This is a genomic window from Saccharothrix lopnurensis, from assembly GCF_042658445.1.
GTDB lineage: Bacteria > Actinomycetota > Actinomycetes > Mycobacteriales > Pseudonocardiaceae > Actinosynnema > Actinosynnema lopnurensis.
Genome location: NZ_JBHSQO010000001.1, coordinates 352,139 through 368,427 on the forward strand (window position 1 = coordinate 352,139; position 16,289 = coordinate 368,427).

General features: G+C 72.9%; 14 protein-coding genes and 2 pseudogenes. 9 read left to right on the forward strand and 7 right to left on the reverse strand.

Features of this window, described 5'->3' with window-relative positions; all coding sequences use genetic code 11:
- The first annotated feature begins 128 nt into the window (after window positions 1-128).
- From ACFP3R_RS01555 to ACFP3R_RS01580, 6 genes are all read left to right on the forward strand, one after another.
- Entirely contained in the window at window positions 129-1,187 is a 1,059-nt protein-coding gene (locus tag ACFP3R_RS01555; RefSeq protein ID WP_380631984.1) for an ABC transporter substrate-binding protein, read from the forward strand.
- Window positions 1,187-2,701 (forward strand): sugar ABC transporter ATP-binding protein, encoded by a 1,515-nt coding sequence (locus ACFP3R_RS01560; RefSeq protein WP_380631985.1) that lies wholly within the window; start codon window positions 1,187-1,189, stop codon window positions 2,699-2,701. The genes ACFP3R_RS01555 and ACFP3R_RS01560 overlap by 1 nt, the downstream gene beginning before the upstream one ends.
- On the forward strand, window positions 2,698-3,657 hold the full coding sequence (locus ACFP3R_RS01565; protein WP_380631986.1) for an ABC transporter permease: 960 nt from the start codon (window positions 2,698-2,700) through the stop codon (window positions 3,655-3,657). The genes ACFP3R_RS01560 and ACFP3R_RS01565 overlap by 4 nt, the downstream gene beginning before the upstream one ends.
- The gene (locus ACFP3R_RS01570) at window positions 3,654-4,628 is read left to right on the forward strand and encodes an ABC transporter permease (RefSeq protein WP_380631988.1); all 975 of its coding nucleotides are present in this window, start codon (window positions 3,654-3,656) and stop codon (window positions 4,626-4,628) included. The genes ACFP3R_RS01565 and ACFP3R_RS01570 overlap by 4 nt, the downstream gene beginning before the upstream one ends.
- Before the next feature lie 125 nt (window positions 4,629-4,753).
- Entirely contained in the window at window positions 4,754-6,682 is a 1,929-nt protein-coding gene (locus tag ACFP3R_RS01575; protein ID WP_380631989.1) for a family 43 glycosylhydrolase, read from the forward strand.
- Window positions 6,683-6,759: 77 nt separating this feature from the next.
- Window positions 6,760-9,591, forward strand: coding sequence for an AbfB domain-containing protein (locus ACFP3R_RS01580; protein ID WP_380631990.1), 2,832 nt, complete (start codon window positions 6,760-6,762; stop codon window positions 9,589-9,591).
- A gap of 48 nt (window positions 9,592-9,639) precedes the next feature.
- Here ACFP3R_RS01580 and ACFP3R_RS01585 read toward each other — a convergent pair whose 3' ends face one another.
- The 5 genes and pseudogenes from ACFP3R_RS01585 to ACFP3R_RS01605 all read right to left on the reverse strand — a co-directional run.
- Entirely contained in the window at window positions 9,640-9,780 is a 141-nt protein-coding gene (locus ACFP3R_RS01585) for a zinc-binding dehydrogenase (RefSeq protein WP_380631992.1), read from the reverse strand.
- Window positions 9,777-10,196, reverse strand: a complete 420-nt coding sequence (locus ACFP3R_RS01590; RefSeq protein ID WP_380631994.1) for a DUF2306 domain-containing protein — start codon at window positions 10,194-10,196, stop codon at window positions 9,777-9,779. The genes ACFP3R_RS01585 and ACFP3R_RS01590 overlap by 4 nt, the downstream gene beginning before the upstream one ends.
- A 140-nt stretch (window positions 10,197-10,336) precedes the next feature.
- A pseudogene (locus tag ACFP3R_RS01595) lies at window positions 10,337-11,008 on the reverse strand (response regulator).
- Window positions 11,005-11,208 carry a sensor histidine kinase gene (locus ACFP3R_RS01600; protein WP_380632132.1) on the reverse strand — a complete coding sequence of 68 codons (204 nt, stop codon included), beginning with the start codon at window positions 11,206-11,208 and terminating at the stop codon, window positions 11,005-11,007. The pseudogene ACFP3R_RS01595 and the gene ACFP3R_RS01600 overlap by 4 nt, the downstream one beginning before the upstream one ends.
- Window positions 11,209-11,356: 148 nt before the next feature.
- Window positions 11,357-11,437: pseudogene (locus tag ACFP3R_RS01605) on the reverse strand (hypothetical protein); the annotation flags it as partial.
- Window positions 11,438-11,446: 9 nt separating this feature from the next.
- Between ACFP3R_RS01605 and ACFP3R_RS01610 the strand changes: the two are divergent.
- Window positions 11,447-11,827 (forward strand): hypothetical protein, encoded by a 381-nt coding sequence (locus tag ACFP3R_RS01610; protein ID WP_380631996.1) that lies wholly within the window; start codon window positions 11,447-11,449, stop codon window positions 11,825-11,827.
- Between the two features lie 491 nt (window positions 11,828-12,318).
- A complete protein-coding gene (locus tag ACFP3R_RS01615; RefSeq protein ID WP_380631998.1) occupies window positions 12,319-13,062 on the forward strand; it encodes a carbonic anhydrase family protein in 744 nt (247 codons plus the stop codon).
- Between the two features lie 28 nt (window positions 13,063-13,090).
- Here ACFP3R_RS01615 and ACFP3R_RS01620 read toward each other — a convergent pair whose 3' ends face one another.
- Window positions 13,091-14,047: an AraC family transcriptional regulator gene (locus ACFP3R_RS01620; RefSeq protein ID WP_380631999.1), complete on the reverse strand. Its 957-nt coding sequence runs from the start codon at window positions 14,045-14,047 to the stop codon at window positions 13,091-13,093.
- An 82-nt stretch (window positions 14,048-14,129) separates the two neighbouring features.
- Here ACFP3R_RS01620 and ACFP3R_RS01625 point away from each other — a divergent pair, with 82 nt between their 5' ends.
- Window positions 14,130-14,987 carry an NAD(P)H-binding protein gene (locus ACFP3R_RS01625; protein ID WP_380632001.1) on the forward strand — a complete coding sequence of 286 codons (858 nt, stop codon included), beginning with the start codon at window positions 14,130-14,132 and terminating at the stop codon, window positions 14,985-14,987.
- 449 nt (window positions 14,988-15,436) lie between these two features.
- On the opposite strand, the gene ACFP3R_RS01630 is transcribed toward ACFP3R_RS01625, so the two are convergent.
- Window positions 15,437-16,228 carry an IclR family transcriptional regulator gene (locus tag ACFP3R_RS01630; protein WP_380632002.1) on the reverse strand — a complete coding sequence of 264 codons (792 nt, stop codon included), beginning with the start codon at window positions 16,226-16,228 and terminating at the stop codon, window positions 15,437-15,439.
- Window positions 16,229-16,289 lie beyond the last annotated feature (61 nt).

Here is a 16,289-nt window from a genome sequence, read left to right on the forward strand (position 1 = left end):
CCACCCGACCGCCGGTGCTGGGGTCGAGCGGGATGCTATCGGCGCCACCGGTCCTTTACAACGTTGTACCAACGATGTAAAAAACTGCTCGTGACGCGAGTCACGCACACCCGGATGAGGAGCACCCCATGTCGCAGTCCGTCCGCGCCGGAGCCGCCCTGGCGGCGGTGACCCTCTTGATGACCGCCTGCACCGCCCGTGAGAGCCCGACCACCACGAGCGGCACCGGTGGTCCCGCCGCGTCCGCCGCCGCCTCGCAGGTCGCCGGGCCCGGTTGTTCCCGCGAGGCGATCGGTTATCCGAGGGTCGACGTGAAGGACGCCGTGGTCGGTTTCTCGCAGTCGGAGAAGGAGGCAAATCCTTTCCGCACCGCGGAGACGCGGTCGATCAGGGACGAGGCGGCCCGACTCGGTGTCCCCGAGGACAGGCTGTTGGTGACGAATGCACAGAGCGATGTGAACAAGCAGGTCGGTGACATCAAGTCGCTGTTGGACCGGGGCGCGCAACTGCTGATCGTCGCCCCGTTGAACTCCGATGGCCTGCAACCGGCGCTGGAGGCGGCGAAGGCGAAGAAGGTGCCGGTGATCACCATCGACCGCAAGGTCAGTTCCGAGCCGTGCGGGGATTACCTGACGTTCATCGGTTCGGATTTCGTCGAGCAGGGCAAGCGGGCCGCCGAGGCGATGGTCGAGGTGACCGGTGGCTCCGGCAAGGTGGCGATCCTGCTGGGGGCGTCGGGCAACAACGTCACCACCGACCGCACCAAGGGGTTCAAGGACAACCTGCCCGCGGGCCTGGAGGTCGTGGCCGAGCAGACCGGCGAGTTCGACCGGTCCAAGGGCCAGGCGGTGATGGAGCAGCTGATCCAGTCCAACCCCGACATCACCGCGGTGTACGCGGAGAACGACGAGATGGGCATCGGCGCGGTGACCGCGCTGCGCTCGGCGGGCAGGTCGCCGGGCCGGGACGTCAAGGTCGTGTCGGTCGACGGCACGCGCAACGCGGTGCAGCTGCTCGCGGACGGGGCCTACAACGCGGTGATCGAGTCGAACCCGCGCTTCGGTCCGCTGGCGTTCCAGGCGCTCCAGGACTTCGCCGACGGCAAGGGCATCCCGGAGAACGTGATCATCTCCGACGACCGGTACGACGAGTCCAACGCCGCCGCCAAGCTGGGGAACGCGTACTGATGGTGCTGGAGGTCGTCGACGTCACCAAGGAGTTCACGGGCGTGCGCGCCCTGGACCGGGTGTCGTTCGCGCTGGAACCGGGGGAGGTGCACGCCCTGGTCGGCGAGAACGGCGCCGGCAAGTCCACCCTCATCAAGGTGTTGACGGGCGTGCACCGCCCCACCTCCGGCACGGTGCTGCACCGGGGCGAGCCGGTGGAGTTCGCCAGGCCGGCCGATGCGCAGCGGGCCGGGATCTCGACGATCCACCAGGAGGTGAACCTGGTCCCGTTGATGAGCGTGGCGGGGAACCTGTTCCTGGGTCGGGAGCCGCGTCGGTTCGGGTTGGTGGACCGGAGGCGGATGAACGCCGAGGCCGCCGAGATCCTCGGGCACCACGGCATCCGCGAGGACGTGCGCCGTCCGCTGGGGTCGCTCGCGGTGGGCGCGCAGCAGATGGTGGCGTTGGCGCGGGCGGTGTCGGCGGAGGCGGGTGTGGTGGTGATGGACGAGCCGACGTCGTCGTTGGAGCCGCGTGAGGTGGAGACGTTGTTCTCGGTGGTGGAGCGGTTGCGGGGACGGGGTGTCGCGGTCGTGTACGTCAGTCACCGGATGGACGAGCTGTACCGGATCTGCGATCGGGTGACGGTGCTGCGGGACGGCCGACGCGTGCACACCGGTCCGCTGCGGGACCTGCCCCGGATCGAGCTGGTGTCGATGATGCTGGGTCGCACCGTCGGCGACCTGCGCGAGCACGGGGCGACGGCGTTCGGCGATGAGCACCGCGCGGCCACCGAACCGGTCCTGGAGGCCCGGGACCTGACCAGCGGGCAGCGGTTGCGCGGTGTGTCGGTGTCGGTCCGGCCCGGCGAGGTGGTCGGGCTGGCCGGACTGCTGGGTTCCGGTCGCACGGAGACCGCGCGGGCCATCGTCGGCGCGCTGCCGCTGGACTCCGGCACCGTCCTGGTGGGCGGGGTGGAGGTCGGCTCGGGCGTGCCGGGCGCGATGCGGGCCGGGATCGGCATGCTCGCGGAGGACCGCAAGGCGGAGGGGATCATCCCGAACCTGTCGGTGCGGGAGAACATCGTGCTCGCCGCGCTGCCGAGGCTGTCGCGCTTCGGCGTGGTCAGCCGCGCCGAGCAGGACCGGATCGTGGCCACGTTCGTCGAGCGGCTGCGGATCAAGGTGTCGAGCCCGGAGCAGAAGGTCTCGGAGCTCTCCGGCGGCAACCAGCAGAAGGTGCTGCTGGCCCGGTGGTTGTGCACCCAGCCGAAGGTCCTGCTGCTCGACGAGCCCACCCGGGGCATCGACGTCGGCGCCAAGGCCGAGGTCCAGGCGCTGGTCGACGAACTGGCCCGGGACGGGCTGGCGGTGCTGCTGATCTCCTCGGAACTGGACGAGCTGCTCGACGGCGCGGACCGGCTCCTGGTGCTCAAGGACGGCGCGGTCGTGGACGAGCTGGTCGGTGACCAGCTCACCCAGGACAACGTGCTCACGGCGATCGCCGCCGGGCAGCCCGCAGCGGAGGCGTCGTGACCGCCCCGGCGCCGGCCAGGTTCGACCGCCGCCGCACCGCCCGGTGGTTGCAGGAGTACGGCGTGTACGCCGCCGTGGCCGCGCTGCTGCTGTTCAACATCGCGTTCACCGCGAACTTCCTGACCGTCGGCAACTTCCGCACCCAGCTGGTCCAGGCCGCGCCGGTGTGCATCGTCGCGCTCGGCATGGCCCTGGTCATCGGCACCGAGGGCGTGGACCTCTCCGTCGGCGCGGTCATGGCGCTGTCCGCCGCCGTCATCCCGCTCTACCTCGGTTACGGCCCGCTGCCCGCCGTCGCCGTCGCCCTGGTCGCGGGACTCGTCGCGGGCGCGTTCAACGGCGTCCTGGTCGCCTACCTCGGCATCCAACCCATCGTGGCGACGTTGGCCCTGCTGGTCGGCGGGCGCGGCCTGGCGCTCGTGATCGCGGACGGGCAGCTCGTGCAGGTCCACGACCCGACCTTCCTGTGGCTGGGCTCCGGCGACGTGCTCGGCGTCCCCGTCGGCGTCCTGCTGGCCGGGGTGTTCGCCGTGGTCGTGGCGCTGCTGGTGGGGCGGACCACGTTCGGCAGGCAGATCGTGGCGATCGGCGGCAACCGGGTGGCGAGCACGCTGGCCGGCCTGCCGGTCAAGCGCGCGCTGCTGGGCGTGTACGCCATCTGCGCGGTGCTGGCGGCGGTGGCGGGCGTGCTGGCCACCGCGCGCCTGTCGGCGTCGGACCCGGCGGACGTCGGCCTGCTCATGGAGCTGTCCGCCATCACCGCGGTGGTCGTCGGCGGCACCCCGCTGACCGGCGGGCGCGTCCGCGTCCTGGGCACCGTGACGGGGGCGCTGCTGATGCAGCTGGTGGCGGCCACCCTGATCAAGCACGACCTGCCCTACTCGACCGCGCAGGTGGCGCAGGCCGCCATCATCGTCGGCGCGGTCTACGCGGCACGTGAGCGGAGCAGCCGATGACCGTCGAGACCCGTGTTCGCCGGGCGTCCTGGGTGAGCGTGCTGCAACGCCAGGGCGCGGCCGTGGCGCTGGTGCTGATGGTGGTGGTCGCGTGGTTCGGCTTCCCCCGCTTCGGCAGCCCGGACAACCTGCGCGACATCGCGTTGCAGAGCGCGTTCCTGGCCGTGATCGCGCTGGGCATGACGTTCGTGATCATCACCGGCGGCATCGACCTGTCGGTGGGCTCGGTCTACGCGCTGGGCGGGGTGCTCGCCGCCTACGGCTCCCAGTGGGGCTTCCTCGCCGCCCTGCTGCTGCCGCTGGCGGTGTGCGGGGCGATAGGGCTGCTCAACGGGCTGCTGGTGGCGCGGACGGGCATGGCGCCGTTCATCGTCACGCTCGCCACGCTGCTGTTCGCCCGCGGGCTGCTGCTGGCGATCACCTCCGAGGGCGCCACGACCTACCGGATCGCGGACGACTCGGCGTTCCTGGAGCTGGGCCGGGGCACGCTCCTCGGCTTCGGCTACCCGGTGTTCGTCGCGCTGGCGCTGTGCGTGGCGGGCGGGGTCCTGCTCCGCCGCACCGCGTTCGGCCAGTCGGTGTTCGCGGTCGGCGGCGCGGAGCACTCCGCGCTGCTCATGGGCCTGCCGGTGGCCCGGACCAAGACCCTGGTGTACGTGATGTCGGGCCTGCTGTCCGGCCTCGCGGGCGCCATGACCGCCGCCTACCTCCAGTCCGGTGTCACGGTGATCGGGGTCGGCCTGGAACTCGACGCCATCGCCGCGGTGGTCATCGGCGGCACCCTGCTGACCGGCGGCATGGGCACGGTCCTGGGCACGGTGATCGGCGTGGCGCTGCGCACCGTGATCCAGAACGTCATCAACCAGATCGGCACGCTCGACAGCAACTACCAGTCCGTGGTCAGCGGCGCGTTCCTCCTGGCGGTGGTCGTCCTCCAGCGCTCGCCGGCCAAGGACCCGGACAGGAGATGACCGCGGGGACGCATCCCGCCCGCCCCCGCGCAAGCTCCCCGCCCCCGCGCAAGCTCCCCGCCCCCGCGCAAGCTCCCCGCCGTGCTCTCCCGCCGCGTTCCCCCCGCAACCCGGAGGCGCCCACGATGACCGCTCTCGCGAAACCCGTCTCGACCGCCCTGGCCGCGCTGCTCGTCGGCGGCGTGCTCACGACCTCCTCGCCACCGGCGGTCGCCGCCGCGGCGCCCGACCTCCCGACCGCCGTGGCGGGCAACCCGTTCGTCGACGGCTGGTACGCCGACCCGGACGTGGCGGTGTACGGCGACCGGTACTGGGTGTACCCGACGACGTCGAAGCGCTACGCCGAGCAGACCTACCTCGACGCGTTCTCCTCGACCGACCTGGTGCACTGGACCAAGCACCCGAACGTGCTGACCACGGCGGACGTGTCGTGGGCCGAGGAGGCGGTGTGGGCGCCCGCGCCGGTCGCCCGCAACGGCCGGTACTACCTGTACTTCGCCGCCAACGACATCCAGGGTGACACGCAGCTCGGCGGCATCGGCGTGGCCGTCGCCGACCGTCCCGAGGGGCCCTACCGCGACGCGATCGGGCGTCCCCTGGTCGACGCGTTCCACAACGGGGCGCAACCGATCGACCAGGACGTCTTCATCGACGACGACGGCCAGGCGTACATGTACTACGGCGGGCACAGCCACGCGAACGTGGTGAAGCTGAACCCCGACATGGTCAGCCTGGGCAGGTTCGCCGACGGCAGCACGTACCGGGAGATCACCCCGTCGGGCTACGTGGAGGGCGCGCAGATGTTCAAGCGCGGCGGCCGGTACTACCTGATGTGGTCCGAGGGCGGCTGGACCGGCCCGGACTACTCGGTGTCCTACGCCATCGCCGACTCACCCACCGGTCCGTTCGCCAAGCTGGACGAGGTCTTGGCGCAGGACCCGGCGGTGGCGCGCGGCTCGGGCCACAACGCGGTGCTCAACGTGCCGGGCACCGACACCTGGTACATCGTCTACCACCGGCGGCCGCTGGGCGAGACCGACGGCAACCACCGCCAGCTCGCCTACGACCGCATGTACTTCAACGCCGACGGCACCATCCGACGCGTGGCGATGAAGGTCCAGGACAACTTCGCCGACGACAACACCCACGGCTGGAAGACCCACGGCGGCACGTGGACGGCCTCGGGCGGGCGGTTGCGGACGGACGCCTCCGCCGGGGGCAAGGCGTTGCTGGACACGAACTTCGGCGACTTCACCCAGGACACCCAGGTGACGGTCACCTCCGGCGGCGGTGACGCGGGCCTGGTGTTCCGCGCGACCAGGCCGGCGGTGGGGGCGGACGCCTACGCCGGCTACTACGCGGGCATCAGCCCGGCCGGCCGGGTCGTCCTCGGCCGCGCCGACAACTCCTGGACCTCGCTGGGCTCCGCGCCGCTGACCACGGCCGTCGGCACGGCCCACCGGCTGCGGGTCACCGCGATCGGCGCGTCGATCAGGGTGTACGTCGACGACATGACCACCCCGCGGCTCGACGTCGTCGACGCGGCCTTCGCCTCCGGCGCGAACGGCGTGCGCGTGTTCAACGCGGCGGCGACCTTCGACGACGTCGCGGTGGGCCCGGCGGTGGGACCGGTCGCGAACCTCGCGCAGGGCCGCCCGGCGACCGGCACCCCGCCGTGCGCGCCGGGGGAGGGGCCGGAGAAGGCCGTCAACGGCACCGTGACCGGCGGCAACGGCGACAAGTTCTGCTCCTCCACCCCCGGCGCGTGGCTGCGCGTCGACCTCGGCGCGAGCAGGTCGATCTCCCGGTTCGAGATCGCGCACGCCCAGGCCGGCGGCGAGCAGGCCGGCTTCAACACCAGGGCGTTCGGCCTGTCCGTGTCCCCGGACGGCACCACCTGGACCAGGGTGGTCGACGTGGCCGGCAACAGCGCGGCCACCACGGTCCACCCGGTGTCCGGCGTGTCGGGGCGCCACGTCCGCCTGGACGTCGGCACGCCGACCGGCACGACCGACGGTGCGACGCGGATCTACGAACTGCGCGTGTTCGGCTGACCGCCGCCCCCTCGGCGCACGACCGCACCACCCCGCGAAAACCCGGCTCCTCCACCCTCCGCACCCGAAGGAGTTCCATGCGCAGCCTCGTCGCCCCGGCGGCGGCCGTGCTGGCACTGGCCGCCGGCCTCGTCGCCGTGCCCGTCGCCACCCCGACCGCGTCCGCCGCGATCGTGCCGAAGACACCTCCGCTGTCCACGCCGTGGACCGGCCAGGTGTCCACCACCAACCCCCTGCCGGAGTACCCGCGCCCGCAGATGACCCGACCGGACTGGCAGTCGCTCAACGGCGAGTGGCAGTTCCTCAACCCGGCCACCGACGGCGCGGGCAACGTCAACCGCAACGCCGCGCCGCCGCTGGGCCAGACCCTGCCCGAGCGCGTCCTCGTGCCTTACCCGATCGAGTCGGCGCTGTCGGGCATCATGCGCAACGACAACCGCGACCTCATGTTCTACCGGCGCACCTTCACCGTCCCGCAGTCCTGGGGCGGCCGGCGCGTGCAGCTGCACTTCGGCGCGGTCGACTACGAGGCCACCGTCTGGGTCAACGGCACCCAGGTCACCACGCACCGGGGCGGCTACGACCGGTTCGAGGTCGACATCACCCCGCAGCTCAACGGCGGCACGAACGAGCTGGTGGTGCGCGTCTACGACCCGACCGACGGCCGGGGCGAGAAGCAGCCGGTCGGCAAGCAGGTCAACAACCCCAGCGGCATCTTCTACACGCCGTCGTCGGGCATCTGGCAGACCGTCTGGCTGGAACCCACGCCGACCTCGTCGGTCTTCTCCGTCGACGTCTACCCGAACCTGGCGAACAACACCGCCCGGGTCCGGGTCTTCACCCGCGGCGACGTCACCGGGCACACCGTGCTCGCCGAGGCCCTGTCCGGCTCGACCGTCGTGGGCAGCGCCACCGGCGGCTTCGCCGAGTTCTCCGTGCCCGTCCCGAACGCCCGGCGGTGGTCGCCCGACGACCCCCACCTGTACGACCTGCGGGTCTCGCTGCGCAACGCCTCCGGAGCCACCGTCGACCAGGTGGTGAACTACTTCGGGATGCGCGAGGTGGGCAAGAAGCTGCTCAACGGCGTCATGCGGCCCACGCTCAACGGTGACTTCGTGTTCCAGGTCGGCACCCTGGACCAGGGCTTCTGGCCCGACGGCCTCTACACCGCGCCGACCGACGCGGCCCTGGCCTTCGACGTGCAGAAGCACAAGGACCTGGGCTTCAACATGATCCGCAAGCACATCAAGGTCGAACCCGCCCGCTGGTACCACCACGCCGACCGGCTCGGCCTGCTGGTGTGGCAGGACGTCCCGTCCACCCCGACCTCCGACGCCAACCGCACCCCGGCGCAGATCGCCCAGTTCGAGACCGAGGCCCGCGAGATCGTCGACGAGCACCGGTTCTCCCCGGCGGTGATCGCCTACGTGCCGTTCAACGAGGGCTGGGGCGAGTGGAACCTCGCCGAGACCCAGCGCGTCACCACGAGCCTGGAGAACTACGACCCCACCCGGCTGATGAACGCCCACAGCGGCTACAACTGCTGCGCGTCCAAGGGCGACCCGGGCACCGGTGACATGATCGACTGGCACGTCTACACCGGGCCGGACGCGCCCCGCCCGAGCTCGACGCGGTTCTCCGTGCTGGGCGAGTTCGGCGGCATCGGCCTGCGCAACCCGGGCCACGAGCACAGCCCGAACGGCCAGTTCTTCGCCTACGAGCAGGTCTTCAGCGCCGCCCAGCTCAACGACCGCTACACCGGCATGGTCCGCGACGTGCGGCAGCTGATGACCACCAAGGGCGTCTCCGCCTACGTCTACACCGAGATCACCGACGTGGAGGGCGAGTACAACGGCCTGTTCACCTACGACCGGCGGGTGCAGAAGGTCGACACCAACCAGCTGCGCGCCGCGCACGCCGACCTGATCAACGCCTCGCGCAACCTCAACGCCCCGGTGCCCCTCACGCTCGGGCACGTCCGCTCGTTCCGCGTGACCACGCCCGGCTACACCGACCGGTACCTGCGGCACCTGAACTCCGCCGCCCGCACCGACGTGATCAGCACGGCGAGCGCCGACGGGCCGCGCCAGGACGCGTCCTACCGGACCGTGCCGGGCCTGGCCGACCCGCGCTGCTTCTCGTTCGAGTCGGTCTCCCTCCCCGGTCGCCACCTGCGGCACGCCGACAGCCGGGTGCGCCTGGACGGCGACACCGGGGGCTCGTTCCGCGCGGACGCCACCTGGTGCTCCCGGCCGGGTCTCGCGGCGGGCGGCACGTCCTTCGAGTCGCTGAACTTCCCGGGCACCTACCTCCGGCACTACGCCGAGGGCGTGTACCTGGCGCGCAGCGGCGGCCCCAACGCCTGGGACACCGCGACCGGCTTCGCCGCCGACGCCACCTGGAACACCGCCGACCCGGCGCTGTGGCGCAGCTCGGTGCGGTTGGCCACGGACGTGCGCCAGTCGCTGCGGGTCACCACGTGGGGCTACACCGACCGGTACCTGCGGCACGCCGACAGCCTGGCCTACACCGAGGTCGTGACCAGCGGCAGCAGCGCGCTGCTCAAGGCCGACGCCACCTACACCGTCCGGCGCGGCCTGGCCGACTCGTCGTGCTACTCGTTCGAGTCGGTGAACTTCCCCGGCCAGTTCCTCCGGCACGCGGCCGGCCGCGTGCGCAACTCCCCGAACGACGGCACGGCGCTGTTCCGCGACGACGCCACGTTCTGCGCCCGCCCCGGGCTGAGCGGCACCGGCGTGACCTTCGAGTCGATCAACGTCCCCGGCTCCTACCTGCGCCACCACGACTCGCAGGTGCACATCGCCTCCGGTGGCGACACCGGTGCCAACCGCCCGCAGACCCTGACCGCCGACAGCAGTTGGACCCTCGCGGCCCCCTGGGCGCCGTAACCGCTCCCCGTGCCGTGGTGGTCGCGGGCCGCGACCACCACGGCACGCTCACACCGTAATGACGACCTTGGCCCGCGCGTGCTCGTCCTCGACGTACCGGATGGCGTCGGGCACCTCGTCGAGCGCGTAGGTCCGGTCGACCACCGGCACGTCGGGGGAGCCGTACCGGTCCTGGACGATCGCCCTCATCGCGCACCCGCCGGTCGGAGCGCCGGGGACGGGCGGCGGGAGCGGTGGACGACCCGCTCGGCCACCACGACGTTGACCAGCCAGCCGGTGAGCACCAACAGCGCCTCGTCCGGGCCGTGGTGGACCAGGGCCGGCCACAGCGCCGACAGGGCCCCGACGAGCCCGCACGGCACCAGCAGCCGTCCCGCCGCCCGGTGCCACCCGGGCCGCCGGGCGCGGAACCGGGCCGCGAACTGGAGGGCGCCCAGGACGGAGTACGCGCTGACGGCGACGATGTGCGCCACCAGGGGGACCGGCGCGACGGGGTGGTACCGCTCGCCGTTCGACGCGAGCGGGGGGCCGCCGGCCGGCTCGACCAGCCGGAGGGCGCCCGCCGGCACCGGGACGAGGCCGAGCGCCACCAGCCCGGCCGGCACGCGCCACCCACCCCGGGGGGAGCGAGGCGCGGTGGTGTCGTCGTCATGCCCGGATGGTGGCCGGTGCGGCGGTGCCGGCTCATCGGGAACCAGGCCGGGGTGTGCCGGCCGGAAGACCGGGACCGGGGTCGTACTTCCGGCTACCGGCGGGCCTCGCCGCGCCGGACCCGGCCGGTGTCGTGGGCCCGGATGGCGATCTCCACCCGGTTCCGGGCGCCGAGCTTGTTCATCAGGCTCGTGACGTGGGTCTTGACGGTGCTGAGCGTGATGTGGAGCCGGTGGGCGATCTCCAGGTTGGTGAGCCCGGCCGCGACCGCGGCGACGACCTGCTCCTCCCGGTCGGTGAGCGCCTCCACGGGCTGCGCCGGCGGGCCGGGCGGTCGGGAGCCGGCGAACGCGTCGAGCAGCCGGGCGGTGACGCTCGGGGTGATCAGCGCCTCGCCGTTCGCGGCGGCGTGGACGGCCTGGGCCGGCAGGGCGGGCCCGGCGTCCTTGAGCAGGAACCCCCTGGCACCCGCGCGCAGGGCCGCGTAGACCTACTCGTCGAGGTCGAAGGTGGTGATCACGACGACCGCCAGGGGGTCGGCGACACCCGGCCCGGCGAGGGCGCGGGTGGCCTCGATGCCGTCGACCACGGGCATCCGGATGTCGAACAGGCACACGTCGGGGCGCAGTTCCCGGGCCGGCTCGGCCGCGCGCCGACCGTCGGCCGCCGCGCCGACCACCTCGATGTCGGGCTGGGCGTCGAGGATCGTGGTGAGACCGGTGCGGATGATCTCCTGGTCGTCGGCGACGACCACGCTGACGCTCACGCGGCACCCCCGGTGCGCGGCAGCACGGCGGCCACGGTCCACCCGCGGTCCGGGTTCGGGCCCGCCTCGCAGGTGCCGCCGAGCAGGCCGGCGCGCTCGGCCATGCCGATGAGCCCGTGGCCCCGCGCCGCGGTCGGCGGGGCCGGGCGCTCGCCGTCGTCGGCCACCCACAGGCGTACCGCCCGTTCGTCGACGACCACCCGGACCCCGATCCGGGAGGCGTGCCGGGCGTGCCGCCGGCCGTTCGAGGTCGGCGACGCGCGGGTTCGGCGCCAGGTCGATTGGTTCGCCCCGCCGCAGGACGCGGACCATGGCGCGCATCTCGGTCAGCGCCCTCGACGCCTTGGCCTCGATCACCCGCAACGCGTCGGCCGCGGCCTCCGGGTGCGAGGCCGACGTGGTGAGCCCGGCCTGGGCGCGGACGGCCATCGCCGAGACGTGGTGCGCGACGGTGTCGTGGAGGTCGCGGGCCAGCCGCTCCCGTTCGAGCAGCGCGACCCGGTCGAACTCCCGCGCCCGCGCGCCCGCCCGGAACCCCAGCGGAACAGGGAGAACGGCAGCGGCAACAGGTACACCAGCGTGTTCAGCTCGGGCTCGGCGCCGGTCAGCACCGGGACCACCGCGCAGGCGCCGAAGGCGATCCCGACCACCAGCAGCGGCCGGGTCCGCCGCCACCGCAGCGTCGGCAGCAGTCCCGCGGTGACCACCACCGAGACGACCGGTGACCGGGGGTCACGCCGCAGCAACCCCTCCAGCACCGCGGCCACCGCGAGCACGCCGACGAGGGCCCAGTCCCACCGGGCGCGCGAGGGCGGGTGAGGGGGACGCGGTTCGGCCCACACGGAGCGCAGGAACTCGTGCACCGGCCCAGATCAGGCGAGGCCGCGCCGCGGTAGACCGGCCTGAAGCACGAGTGCCGGGGCGGTGTCGTCGTCCGCCGTACGGGTCATCCGCCGGACCGGGTGCCCGCCGGACCGGTCGTTCGCCGAGCCGGCCATCCGCCGGACCGGCCACCCGCCGAATCACCATCCGCCCACCCGGTCATCCGCTGATCTGGTCCTCCACTGTTCGGGTGACCACAGGTTGGTTGCGGAAAGTGCCGGAAATCGTGAGCATTACTCCGTTAGCGCGAGACTGAATGGTCTAGGAATAGCCGCTTGTGACCGATGGCACAGTTTTTATGTCTTTTCTGCTCTTTTCGGGTGATTTGTTGATCTTTTGTCGACCACTCGATCGGGTGAAGATGATGCGGTCCCGCCCGGCGGGTCGATCCCCGCCTGGGCCCCAGGTTCTCGAAGGGCTGCACCCCAGTGGCAAGAAAAGGCATCGTTGTCGCCGCCGTCCCCGTCGTCCTCTCCGCGCTGCTGATCGGCGGCGTCGCCCCGGCCCAGTCGCAGGTGCCGTTGCAGAGCCCGATCGACATCTCGCCCGCGTCGATCCGCATCAACCCGCACCTGCCCCAGTTGCAGATCTCCTACGGCCACCACGCCGCCGGCGACCTCCACTACGTCCGCAAGGACGCCGCGGCCACCAACGGCTGCGCCGTGCGCGACCACGAGGAGACCGAGGAGTTCGAGGTCGAGGCCGGCGCCGGCCACGTGACGCTCTCCAACGTCCGGTACGACCTCGTGCAGTTCCACTTCCACACCCCCTCGGAGCACCGGCTCGCCGGCCACTCCGACCCGCTGGAGATGCACCTGGTGCACCGCAGCGCCGCGGGCGCCCTGCTGGTGATCGGCGTGCCGCTGCGCGTCGGCGCGGCGTCCACCGTGGACACGGTGCTGGCGCACCTCGCGCCCGAGTGCGGCGAGGAGGTGCACGTCGCCGACATCGACCTGAACACCCTGCTGCCGGTCAACCGCGCCACCGCCCGCTACACCGGCTCGCTCACCACCGCGCCGTTCACCGAGGGCGTGCAGTGGTTCCTGATGAGCGAGAAGACGGTCACCCAGGCCACCGTCACCCGCTTCCAGAACCTGTTCTACAACGGCAACTCGCGCCCCGTGCAGCCGCTGAACGGCCGCACCGTCCAGGTCGAGCTGCCCCACCTCTGACGAGCCGACCGGGGTGGGGAGCCCCTCCTCACCCCACCGGGGAAGCGGTGGCCGCGGCGCGCCGGAACTCGCTCGGGTTGGCGCCCCGCACCCGCTTGAACGCCGCGCTGAACCCGAACGGGTTGGCGTAACCCACGGTGCGCGCGATGTCCGCGACGGTCGCGGCCTCCCGCTCGACCAGCAGGTCCGCCGCGAGCGTCATGCGCCAGCGGGTGAGGTAGGTCAGCGGCGGTTCACCGACGAGGTCGGTGAACCGCTTGGCCAGCGTCGAACGCGACACCCCGGTGCGGTCGGCCAGCGCGGCGACCGTCCACGGCGCCGCCGGTTCGGCGTGCAGCAGGCGCAGCGCGTCGCCGACCACCGGGTCCCGCTGGGCGGCCCACCAGGACGGCGGCTCGCCGCCGGGCCGGTCGAACCACTCGCGCAGCGTGCACACCAGCATCCAGTCCAGCAGCCGGTCGAGCACCACCTGCTGCCCCGGCGTGTCCACGGACAGCTCGGCGGCGAGGTGGTCCAGCACGGCGTCGGCCGTGCCACCGGCCTCCACGCGCAGCACGACCGGCAGCGCGTCCAGCAGCCGTCGGCTGATCTCGCCGCGCACCGGGTAGGCGCCGACGATCAGGGTCGTCGCGCCCCGGTCCTCCTCGGTGGCCCCGCAGCTGTCGTGCCAGCCGCGCCGGTGCCGGGTCCCGCCCTGCTCGGGCGTCGCGCAGTCCTCACCGCACGCGATCGGCTCGGCCCGGCTGCCGACCTCGTCGACGAAGGTGAACGTCGCGGGGCCGCGCACGACGATCGTCTCCCTGGCCCGCAGCGGCTCCGGCCGGTGGTGCTCCGGCACGATCCAGCCCGACCCGGTCAGCACGGTGCACAGGGTCAGCGGCGCGCCGTCCACGAAGTGCAGCGCCCAGGGCGGGGACAGGGTCGTGCTGCCGAACAGCGAGCCGTGGGCCCGCACCCCGCGGATCAGGTCACTGAAGGCGTCCACGTCCTCCAGGCTAGACGATCACGTAGGGAGTCCGGCTTCTCACCTATGGGATTGTCCGAGCCGGCCGGGTTCACTCGATCCCATGAGCAACGGCACCACTCTCGTCCTCGGCGCGACCGGCAAGACCGGCCGACGGGTCGCCGCCCGGCTGCGGCTGCACGGCACCCCCGTGCGCGCGGCCTCCCGGTCGAGTCCGACCCGGTTCGACTGGTCCGACCCCGGCGGCTGGGACGCGGCACTGCGGGACGTCGACGCCGTCTACGTGGTGGCCCCGGGCGTGCCGGGCCCGGTGCACGGGTTCGTGGCGCGGGCCGAGGCGGTCGGCGTGCGGCGGCTCGTCCTGCTCTCCGGGCGCGGGGCCGACACCTGGGGCGATTCCGCGTTCGGGCTGGACATGCGTTCGGCCGAGGACGCCGTGCGCGGCTCGGCGCTGGAGTGGACCGTCCTGCGGCCGTCGAACTTCAACCAGAACTTCGACGAGGACGTGTTCTCCGCCCCGCTGGTCGCGGGGGAGCTGGCGCTGCCCGCCGGCGAGGTCCCCGAACCGTTCATCGACGTCGAGGACGTCGCCGACGCCGCGGCCGCGGTGCTGACCGAGCCCGGCCGGCACGCCGGGCGGGTCTACGAGCTGACCGGACCGCGGGCGCTGACCTTCGCCGAGGCCGTCGGGCTGATCTCCCGGGCGTCCGGGCGGGAGATCCGCTACCGGCGGATCTCCCCGGCCGAGTACGTCGCGGCGCTGGTCGCGGAGGGCGTGGGCGAGGACGACGCCCACCACGTCGCCGAGATGTTCGTGCTGATGGAACAGGGGCTGATCACCGAGACGACGGACGACCTCGCCGCCCTGCTGGGCCGGGCGCCCCGGACCTTCGAGGACTACGTGGTGCGGGCCGCGGCGGCGGGGGCCTGGCAGCGCCCCCACGCGTCGGAGGGGTCGTGACTAGGGCAATCGGAGCCGGGCACCCGAGGAGGAACGCGATACCCTGTGCGAGGCGGCGAAGTACCTCACCGGGGGGACGCGAATGGCGCCACGTCGCGGTTGGCCGCGGAGTACGCGGTGCCGAGGTCGGTCCGCGGCCGCGGTGCCGTCCCGCGTCCTCACCCGGCACCCGGTCGCAGCTTTCGCCGCCGACGTGCCGGCGCGCCGTCCGCGCCCGCCCGCGACCGGGGCGAGACCACGTCGTGGAGTGCCGTCGCACGGATACCAGTCGCACGGATACCAGAGGAAAGGAGTGATCAGCGTGGAGGAAGTGCTGCGCCTACAGGCCGAGGAGGTCGCCGAGGAGGCGACCTGGGACCTGTACACCACCATCAGCCTGATCGACACCTGGGCGTGACCGGGTATCGACATCGCTCCGGCGCGTAACCGGACGGACCGACCGGACCGGTTCAGGTCCGGCGGGGCCGCCCGCCCCTCTCGTCGGTGGTGTCGGCCAACCGGCGCGCGACGCCCTCGGCGGCGGCCCGCAGGTCCGGCACCAACCGCTGGAGGTCGGTGCGCACCGAGCGCACCACGATGCCCAGCGCACCGGCGGGCGCGGCCCCCTCACCCGGGATGGACACCGCGACCGAGCACGACCCGAGCGTCATCTCCTCGCTGGTCAGCGCGTAGCCCCGGGACGCGGTGGCGTGGACCTCGCGCAGCAGCCGCCCGCGCTGGGTGATGGTGTAGGGGGTGAAGCGGGCGAGGGGGCGTTCGGCGTAGTCGCGCACGAAACCCGGGTCGGCCTGCGCGAGCAGCGCCTTGCCGACCCCGGTCGGGTGCAGCGGCAGGCGGGAGCCGGTGCGCGAGACCAGCGGCACCGAGCGGTGGCCGCACAGCTTCTCCACGTACAGGGCGTCGAAGCCGTCGCGCACGGCGAGGTGGACGTTCTCCCCGGTCGCCTCGTACAGGTCCTGCATGAACGGCAGCGCGGTCTCGCGCAGCCCGCCGGACACCGGGGCCAGCGCGGCGGTCTCCCACAACCGCAGCCCGATGGCGTAGCGGCCGTCCGCGGCGCGGTCCAGGGCCTGCCAGGACGTCAGCTCGGCGGCCAGCCGGTGGGCGGTGGCCAGGGGCAGGTGGGCGCGGCGCGCCAGCTCGGTGATGGTCAGCCTCGGGTGCTCCGCGTCGAACGCGGCGAGCAGGGCCAGCGCCCGCCCGGTCACCGAGCGCCCGGGAGCACCGTCGCGGACCGCCATGCCGGCCTCCTCCCGCGCGAACCCCGTCGTGGACAACCGCGGCGAACCCCGGCGCGAGCAC

Bases quoted from the DNA above. Each gene is read 5' to 3' on its own strand.
- ACFP3R_RS01555 (WP_380631984.1), top strand. From the start codon at position 129: ATGTCGCAGTCCGTCCGCGCCGGAGCCGCCCTGGCGGCGGTGACCCTC.
- ACFP3R_RS01560 (WP_380631985.1), top strand. From the start codon at position 1,187: ATGGTGCTGGAGGTCGTCGACGTCACCAAGGAGTTCACGGGCGTGCGC.
- ACFP3R_RS01570 (WP_380631988.1), top strand. From the start codon at position 3,654: ATGACCGTCGAGACCCGTGTTCGCCGGGCGTCCTGGGTGAGCGTGCTG.
- ACFP3R_RS01575 (WP_380631989.1), top strand. From the start codon at position 4,754: ATGACCGCTCTCGCGAAACCCGTCTCGACCGCCCTGGCCGCGCTGCTC.
- ACFP3R_RS01580 (WP_380631990.1), top strand. From the start codon at position 6,760: ATGCGCAGCCTCGTCGCCCCGGCGGCGGCCGTGCTGGCACTGGCCGCC.
- ACFP3R_RS01585 (WP_380631992.1), bottom strand. From the start codon at position 9,780: ATGAGGGCGATCGTCCAGGACCGGTACGGCTCCCCCGACGTGCCGGTG.
- ACFP3R_RS01625 (WP_380632001.1), top strand. From the start codon at position 14,130: ATGAGCAACGGCACCACTCTCGTCCTCGGCGCGACCGGCAAGACCGGC.
- ACFP3R_RS01630 (WP_380632002.1), bottom strand. From the start codon at position 16,228: ATGGCGGTCCGCGACGGTGCTCCCGGGCGCTCGGTGACCGGGCGGGCG.